A 6,637-nucleotide genomic window follows, 5' to 3' on the forward strand; every position below is an offset into this window, starting at 1 on the left:
ATGGCGGTCCAGACCCGTGCGCGACGGCAGCGGGCCCGGGTGGTCGAGGTCTCCGACGCCGCCGTCGGCGTCCACCGGATCGTCCTGGCGCCCGAGCATCCCGAGCACGCCGCGCCCGGCACCCACGTCGACGTCGAGATCGGGGACGCCGCCGGGGTGCGCTCAGACTCCGCGACGCGCTCCCACCCCGTGACGCGCTCCTATTCCGTGGTGCGCTCCGAGGACGGTGGCCGCCGGCTGACGCTCGGGGTGCAGCTCTCCCCCGCCTCGCGCGGCGGCTCGGCGGCGATGCACCGGCTGCGGGCCGGGGACGAGCTGACCGTCACCGGTCCCCTGCAGAACTTCCCGCTCGCGGTCGGCGCCGGCCGGTACGTGCTGGTCGCCGGCGGCATCGGCATCACGGCGCTGGCCGCGATGGCCTCGACGCTGCGCCGGCGCGGCGCCGACTACGAACTGGTGTTCGTCGGCCGGAGCCGTGCGGTGATGGCCTTCCTGGACGAGCTGGCCGCCGAGCACGGCGACCGCCTGCGGGTGCACGTCGACGACGAGGGCAGCCGCCTGGTGGTCGACGACCTCGTCGCCGGCATCGCCGGGGCGCCCGCCGCCGGGAGCACCGAGCTCTACATGTGCGGCCCGATCGGGCTGATGAACGCCATGGCGCGGAGCTGGGCCGGGCACGGCCTGCCCGCCACCAACCTCCGCTTCGAGACGTTCGGCTCCAGCGGCGGGCACCCGGCCGAGGAGTTCCTGGTGCGTCTGCCCCAGTTCGGCCGGGAGATCACCGTCGCCCGCGACACGTCGATCCTCGACGCCCTGGAGGCGGCCGGCGTCGAGACGCTGTCGGACTGCCGCAAGGGCGAGTGCGGACTGTGCCTGGCGAAGGTGACCGGGTCCACCGGCACCGTCGACCACCGCGACGTCTTCCTGAGCGAGGCGCAGAAGGAACGCTCCGACCGGCTCTGCCTCTGCGTCTCCCGCGCGGTGGCCCGCGGCGGCGCCCCGGACGGTCCCGCCGTCCTCACCCTCCACCTCACCTGACCCGGGCCCCACCCGCACGGATCCCTCACCACCTGGACACCCATGAACATCGCTGCACGCATATCGCAGACACCGATGAGCGGCTACCAATGGCTGATCGTCGCGCTGTGCACCTTCATGAACTGCCTGGACGGCTTCGACGTGATGGCCGTCGCCTTCACCGGGCCCTCGGTCACCGAGGAGTTCGGGCTCAGCGGCTCGGAGTTCGGCCTGCTGGTCTCCGTCGGCCTGATCGGGATGGCGATCGGCTCGATGCTGCTCGCGCCCTTCGCCGACCTCCTCGGCCGCCGCCCGCTGATCCTCATCAGCCTCGCCCTCGGCACCGTCGGCATGTTCGGCGCGGCGATGGCCCCGTCCGTGACGGTGATGGGCGTCTTCCGCCTGGTGACCGGCATCGGTGTCGGCGGCATCCTCGCCAGCACCAACGTGATCGCCAGCGAGTTCTCCAACGCCAGGAACCGCGGCCTGGCCATCGGCATCTACACCGCCGGGTACGGCCTCGGCGCCACCGCGGCGAGCCTGGTCGCGAAGGCCACCGTGGGCGGCGACTGGCGCATCGTCTTCTACGCGGGCGGCTTCGGCACCCTGCTCGCCCTGATCGTCATCGCCGTCGTCCTGCCCGAGTCGGTCGCCTTCCTGGAGCAGCGCCGCCCCGCCGGCGCGCTGGAGCGGATCAACCGGACCCTGGCGCGGATGCGCATGGAGGCCGTCACGGAGGCCGAGCTGGACCGGGCGGCCACCGCCCGCGAGAGCACCGAGGGGGCCGCCTCGGGCTGGCTCAAGCAGCTGCTGGCCCCGACGGTCCTGCTCTGGCTGACCTTCGTCACCATCATGTTCGGCTTCTACTTCGTCAACAGTTGGACGCCCACGCTGCTGGTGGAGGAGGGGCTGTCCGAAGGCGCGGCGGTGACCGCGGGCATGGCGATCTCCATCGGCGGCACGGTCGGCTCCGTCCTCTACGGCGTCGCCGCCCGGGTCCGCACGCCGCGCGTGGTGCTCATCGGCTTCTCCCTCCTCTCCGCCGCCATGATGATCGCGTTCATCGTCAGCACCTCGACGCTGTGGCTCGGCTTCGCCGTCGGCGTGGTCGTCGGCGCCCTGATCAACGGCTGCATCGCGGGCGCGTACACGGTCGGTCCGCCGCTCTACCCGGCCAACGTGCGCAGCGTGGGCATGGGGTGGGCCCTCGGCATGGGCCGCATCGGCGCGATCTTCTCCCCGACCGTCGCCGGCCTGCTCAAGGACGCGGGCGCCACCGCCACGCAGCTCTACGTCGGCGCGGCCCTGGTCGTCGGCCTCTGTTCCCTCTTCCTGGTCGCCCTGCGCCGGCACGACCCCGAGTCCGCGCCCGGTGCCGCCGCGGTCAAGGAGCCCGCCGCGGTCTGACCTACGTCCGCCCGGCATTCCACCCCCGCCCCCGCCCCGCGAGGGCGGGGGCGGGGGCGGGGGCGGGCACGGGGTTCCGCCACAAACCCTTACCCGCTCCCGCGACCGGTGTCCTACCGTGGCCCGGTGAAGAACGACCGCCGCCTGCGCCGCCTCGTGGTGGACGGAGCCGTCTGGCACTGGACCGTCCGCCAGCGCGTGCGGCCGGCCTACGACGACTGCCGGACGGTCCTCACCCTCTTCGCCCCCGCCGCGGCGGGCGGCCCGGACCGCCGCCGCCGGTTGTCGCTGGTCTTCGCCCCGACCCCGACCGGCGTCATCTCCCACTGCTACTTCGAGTCCGGCACGGTGATCAGGCTCCCGGACCGGCAGTGGCTCAACCTCTACGAGCCGGGCACCGTCCGGCGCCTGCTCGACGCCGCGACGCCCGCGCTGCGTGCGGCGCCGCCCCACCAGGACGTGCAACTCGACGGCTGGCCGTGCTTCACCACGGTCGTGGGGTGACGCCGTCCAGGTGCCTCGGCCTCTCCCGCAGCCGCTCCGTCCACGCCCGCTGCTCCGGCGTGTCGGGAACGGCGCGTCCCCGTGCCTCCTCGATCCGCCGCCAGGCGACCTCGGGGTCGACGCCGTTCAGGACGAGCAGCGAGGCGGCGAGGAGCGACGCCCGCCCGATGCCGAAACGGCAGTGGGTGGCCACGTGCGCCCCCTCGCGCAGCCGTGCGGCCAGGGCACGCAGCACCGGCAGGACCGTCGCGGCCTCCGGAACGGCGCAGTCGGGGATGGGCACCGCGACGAACCGCAGCCCCGCCGCCTCGGCGGCCTCGCCCTCCCCGGCGAGACCGAGCTCGTCCCGCTCGTGCCGGGTCAGCGCGCACACCAGCACGTCGACACCGGCCCGGCGCAGGGCGCTCATCTCGTCGTCGAGCCAGTCCCCGCCGCGGGGCTTGGCCATGGTGCTCAGCGGCCCGAGGCCGGGCAGCTCGACGGTGTGCAGGGAGGGACGCATGACGGAACTCCTCGGATGACGCGGCGTGAACGTGCGGGAGGTCGTGCACGTGCATGAGGGTGACGACGGCTCCGAGCGGGCCCGTGGCGTGTGAACGCGGCGGCGCGGGGACCGGCCTCAACCGTGTGACCGGGCTCGCGGTCCCTCAGGGCGGCTCTCGGCGGTGACGGGCCGCCCGATGGACAGGCCCAGGCTCCCGCGGAGCGTGAAGGCGGTCCCGGCGGCATGATCCGCCGGCGCCTGTTCGGCAACGTACCACCGGACGGTGAAGGCGTCGACGCTCGAGCGCGCCCGGGCTCAGGGTGCCGGATCCGTCTCCAGGGTCGTGATCGCCTCGGTCAGCCACCGCTTCTCCTCCGTGCCCGTGGCGCGGGCGATGCGCAGCATGCCCTGCCGGAAGAGATCCGGCTCCTGCTCGGCGCGCACCGGCTTTCCGTCGCGGTAGAAGAAGCTCGCCGGGACGTCGAGGAAGGTTTTGCGGCGGCGGAGGACGGCGGCCTGTTCCGACCGGTCGGGCAGGTGCCGCAGGAACGCGAGCAGTGTGAAGAAGCGCTGGCCGTCGGTGATGTCGGCGTCCTTGGGGTGCCGGAGCCGGTCCCGCAGGTCGACGCGTCCCGCCTCGGTGAGGGTGAGGATCCGCCGGGGTGCCGCGGCGGCTCCCGGTTCGGTGCGCCGCTCGACCAGGCCCGCTTTCACCAGGCGGGTGATGGCCGGGTAGAGCGCGCCGTCACTCACCGGGCGGATGTGGCCGCTGAGGCCCTGGATCCGGGCCTTCAACTCGTATCCGTGCAGGGGCTCCTCGTGGAGGAAACCCAGAATCGACAGTTCCAGCATGGGCGGCCGGACTCCTTCCTGCGGCTGTCCGGGACGGTTGCCCCTCTCCCTCCCACATGCTACCTCTTTCCGCTGTACCTCTTTTCGAGGTACAGCGATGGAGGGGAGCAGCGTATGGGGGAGAGAGAGCATCGGCGTGAGCTGGTGTTGCTCGCGTATCCGGTCTACTTCGAGCTCCTGGCGGGTGTCGCCGCAGGGATCATCAACATGGTCTGGGTGGCGAGGCTCGGCGGGGAGGCGGTTGCAGCGGTGGCCGTCGCGACCAATCTGGAGAACCTGCTGCTCGGCGTCGTCCTGGTCGCCGGTTCGGGCACGACCGTGCTCGTCGCGCGGGCCAGGGGCGCGGACGACCCGTCAGCGGTCCGCTCGGCCGTGCGCGGCGGCTGGACGCTGTGGGCGATCGTCACGCCGGTCGTCGCCGTGGGCGGCTTCCTGTGCCGCGAGCCCCTCGCACGACTGGTGCTCGGCGGCGACGGCGGGGGTGGCTCACAGGCTCTGGCCGTCGGCTACTTCTCCATCGCCCTGCCGGGCATCGCGGTGTTCTTCGCGACCAACGTCGTCGACGGCATCCTCAAAGGCGCCGGTGACACCCGCACCCCGATGAGGCTCGCCCTGCTGGCCAACGGCCTGATCCTCGTGCTCGATCCCCTGCTCATCCACGGGTCGGGCCTCGGCGTCCGTGGCGCCGCGATCGCCACCGTGCTGGGCCGCACCGCTGCGCTCGCCTGCGGACTGGTCGCTCTCCGACGCGACACGGTCCTGCGTCGGGCGGCGGCCGAGGCACGGAACCGATCCGCCTCCCTCGTCTCCGACGCCCGTGGGGTCGCCGCGACGGGTCTGCCCATGTCGGCCGATTTCGTGGTGCGGATGACGGGCGCCCTCGCGCTCGTGGCGGTCGTCGCCCGCGTCGGCGTCACGGAGGTGGCCGCCTACGGCATCGCGACGAAGGCGACGTACGTTGCCACCATGGCCTTCTACGCGGTCCGGCAGGCCGCGGCCATCCGCACCTCACATCTGCTGGGCACCGGACGCGACGAGCGGCGGGCCGTCGGACGGCAGGCACTGCTGCTTGCCGCGGCCCTGGGGCTCACCGCCGCGGCGGCGCTGCTCGCCGCCGGGCCGTGGATCATGCGGGCCTTCGGCGGCGAGGGGGCGGTGACCGAGGCCGGCGCGCTCCACCTCCGGTGTCTGGGGCCGTACCTGGTGCTGCTCGCCTGTTTCATCGCGCTGGGCGGGGTGTTCGAGGGCAGCGGCGGCAGCCCTGCCCTCGCGCGGATCACCACGGGCGGTGTCCTGCTCCAACTGGCGCTGGCCTACGGGCTGTCGGGCGCGGGACTGCCCGGCGTCTGCACGGCGATGGCGCTGTCCATGGCCGCGCAGTGCGCGGCGGTCGCCCGCATGTACCGCCGCACTCCCGCCCCTGCCGCGGCCGGGTCCGGAAGCCGCCCACCGGAGGTCTCCGCCGCCGTGCCCGGCGACTGCCCGCCCGGCCACCGCGGTACCTGATGCGAAAGCGGAGGCGAGGGACGGGGGAAAGGCGACGCGCGTCCCTGCGCGCTGGTGCATGCTGGGCGGTGGCCGACACCGGAGGAGACGTTCGCGCATGCCCACCCACCACGCCGTCGACTACATCGAACTCGGCGTCACGGAGCTCCCGGCGACGAAGGCGTTCTACGCGGCCGCCTTCGGCTGGACGTTCAACGACTACGGCCCCGCCTACGCGGGCATCGTGACCCCCGGCGGCGAGGGCGAGGCGGGAGGACTGAACGCGTCCCGGGAGCCGGGGCGGTCCGGGCCGCTGGTCCTGCTGTTCTCGCGGGACCTGGACGCCACGGCGGACGCGATCACCGCGGCGGGAGGCACCGTGGTCGAGGGCCCCTACGCGTTCCCCGGTGGCCGCCGGCTCCATTTCCTGGACCCGAGCGGCAACGAGCTGGGCGTCTGGGCGACGTCGTGACGGTCCTGGTCATCGGCGGCAGCGGCTTCCTCGGCACCGAACTCGTCCGCCGGGCGACCGCGGCCGGACACGCGACGGTGGCGTCGTTCGCCTCCCGGCCGGGAACCGTGGCGGACGCCGAGTGGCACCGGCTCGACCTCCGGGACCCCGTGGCCGTGACCCGGCTGCTGTCCGAGGCGGCCCCCTCCGTGGTGATCAACGCGTCCAGCGGCGGCTCCGACTGGCCGGTCACCGCGGACGGCGCGGTCCACGTGGCGCTGGCGGCCGCCCGGCAGGGGTGCCGTCTGGTGCACGTCTCGAGCGACGCGGTGTTCTCCGGGATTATCTGCGGTCCTGATCTGGCCCTCGTTGTGTGAGGCACATGGGCTCATCAGTCCGTGTGACTGTGAGATATCTGCTGGTTGTGAGGCACGTCT

8 protein-coding genes are annotated in these 6,637 nt (G+C 73.4%); 6 read left to right on the forward strand and 2 right to left on the reverse strand.

Annotated elements, in window-relative coordinates; all coding sequences use genetic code 11:
- From ACWD3O_RS19640 to ACWD3O_RS19650, 3 genes are all read left to right on the forward strand, one after another.
- Complete coding sequence (locus ACWD3O_RS19640) at positions 1 to 1,038, forward strand: PDR/VanB family oxidoreductase (protein WP_451416727.1); 1,038 nt, start codon at positions 1 to 3, stop codon at positions 1,036 to 1,038.
- A gap of 75 nt (positions 1,039 to 1,113) precedes the next feature.
- Positions 1,114 to 2,424 carry an MFS transporter gene (locus ACWD3O_RS19645; RefSeq protein WP_451416728.1) on the forward strand — a complete coding sequence of 437 codons (1,311 nt, stop codon included), beginning with the start codon at positions 1,114 to 1,116 and terminating at the stop codon, positions 2,422 to 2,424.
- A gap of 126 nt (positions 2,425 to 2,550) precedes the next feature.
- Positions 2,551 to 2,928 carry a hypothetical protein gene (locus tag ACWD3O_RS19650; protein WP_451416729.1) on the forward strand — a complete coding sequence of 126 codons (378 nt, stop codon included), beginning with the start codon at positions 2,551 to 2,553 and terminating at the stop codon, positions 2,926 to 2,928.
- Here ACWD3O_RS19650 and ACWD3O_RS19655 read toward each other — a convergent pair.
- Together ACWD3O_RS19655 and ACWD3O_RS19660 are read right to left on the reverse strand one after the other, a co-directional pair.
- Entirely contained in the window at positions 2,909 to 3,430 is a 522-nt protein-coding gene (locus ACWD3O_RS19655; protein WP_451416730.1) for a protein-tyrosine phosphatase family protein, read from the reverse strand. The two genes, ACWD3O_RS19650 and ACWD3O_RS19655, sit on opposite strands and share 20 nt — an antisense overlap.
- Before the next feature lie 297 nt (positions 3,431 to 3,727).
- Complete coding sequence (locus tag ACWD3O_RS19660; RefSeq protein WP_451416731.1) at positions 3,728 to 4,264, reverse strand: PadR family transcriptional regulator; 537 nt, start codon at positions 4,262 to 4,264, stop codon at positions 3,728 to 3,730.
- Between the two features lie 114 nt (positions 4,265 to 4,378).
- Here ACWD3O_RS19660 and ACWD3O_RS19665 point away from each other — a divergent pair, with 114 nt between their 5' ends.
- The 3 genes from ACWD3O_RS19665 (at position 4,379) to ACWD3O_RS19675 (ending at position 6,577) form a co-directional block, all read left to right on the forward strand.
- Positions 4,379 to 5,770 (forward strand): MATE family efflux transporter, encoded by a 1,392-nt coding sequence (locus ACWD3O_RS19665; protein WP_451416732.1) that lies wholly within the window; start codon positions 4,379 to 4,381, stop codon positions 5,768 to 5,770.
- Between the two features lie 97 nt (positions 5,771 to 5,867).
- Positions 5,868 to 6,221, forward strand: coding sequence for a VOC family protein (locus ACWD3O_RS19670; protein ID WP_451416733.1), 354 nt, complete (start codon positions 5,868 to 5,870; stop codon positions 6,219 to 6,221).
- Positions 6,218 to 6,577: a sugar nucleotide-binding protein gene (locus ACWD3O_RS19675; protein WP_451416734.1), complete on the forward strand. Its 360-nt coding sequence runs from the start codon at positions 6,218 to 6,220 to the stop codon at positions 6,575 to 6,577. Before ACWD3O_RS19670 ends, ACWD3O_RS19675 begins: the two co-directional genes overlap by 4 nt.
- Positions 6,578 to 6,637 lie beyond the last annotated feature (60 nt).

The organism is Streptomyces sp. NPDC002640 (assembly GCF_053592575.1).